At 59.0% G+C, this 967-nt stretch carries 1 protein-coding gene; it reads left to right on the forward strand.

Features of this window, described 5'->3' with window-relative positions; translation table 11 throughout:
* Positions 1–126: 126 nt before the first annotated feature.
* Entirely contained in the window at positions 127–795 is a 669-nt protein-coding gene (locus ACBR42_RS17140) for a TetR/AcrR family transcriptional regulator (protein ID WP_371208845.1), read from the forward strand.
* The last annotated feature ends 172 nt before the right edge of the window (positions 796–967 follow it).

Raw genomic sequence — 967 nt, forward strand, 5'->3', positions numbered from 1 at the left:
TGGCGAACCATCAGTGGTTTGGGCATTGGGGCTTCCTCGACGGCGGACACCAGCTATGGTATCAGCATAAATAACTGATGGTCTCTTAAATTAGAGACCATCAGTCGCTTGTCAATGGGACGATGGATGGCCGAGGCTAAGGAATATCAGCGAGCGAGACGACCCGAGCAGAAGGAAGAGCGGCGCGCCCATCTGATCGCCGTCGCACAACAGATGCTGGCGGAGAATACCGACCTGCGCGACCTCAGCCTCAACGAGCTGGCGCGGCGCGCGGGCATGACCAAATCGAACGTATATCGCTATTTCGAGAGCCGGGAGGCCGTTCTTCTCGAAGTGCTTGGCGAGGAGTGGCGGCTTGTCGGCGAAAGCCTGCAACGAGGATTGCGCGTGGCCCCGCCTGCCATGTCGATCGAAGCCATCGCCGAGCTGTTCACCGGGGCCATCGCCGGACGCCATCTGATGCTGAATCTGACCAGCGCGCTACCCTCGGTGATCGAGCACAATATCTCGGAAACCCGGATACGCGATTTCAAGGAAGGGATGCTGTCGATCGAGCAGAGCTGGGCCTCCCAGCTCCACGTGCGTCTGCCCGAGCTATCGCTTGAAGCCTGGCGCGAGTTCCTGCGGTTTTCCGGAGCATTGATGACGGGCCTATGGCCGCTCAGCCATCCTTCGGACAGGGCGTGCGCGGTGCTTAGCGAGCCCCGCTACGCGGCGCTGCGCTATGATTTTGCGCGGGATTATGCCCAAAGCCTGCAAATGTATCTTCGCGGTTTGGCGAAAGCGAAAAGCTGATCTGGTCGGCCTCGCGCAGGGGAAACGTAAAGCGCGCGGGCAGGTACCGCGTAGCGAACTAAGCAGGCAAATTGAGACTTGGGCGGGTGAGTTTAATGACACCTTAAATCGCGACGACCCAGCTCAATCTGGGGCTTCTTGTCCGGAAGATGAGAAGGATCATTTCGCGCTA

The sequence above is a fragment of the Komagataeibacter sp. SM21 genome (assembly GCF_041402665.1).
Lineage (GTDB): Bacteria > Pseudomonadota > Alphaproteobacteria > Acetobacterales > Acetobacteraceae > Komagataeibacter > Komagataeibacter saccharivorans.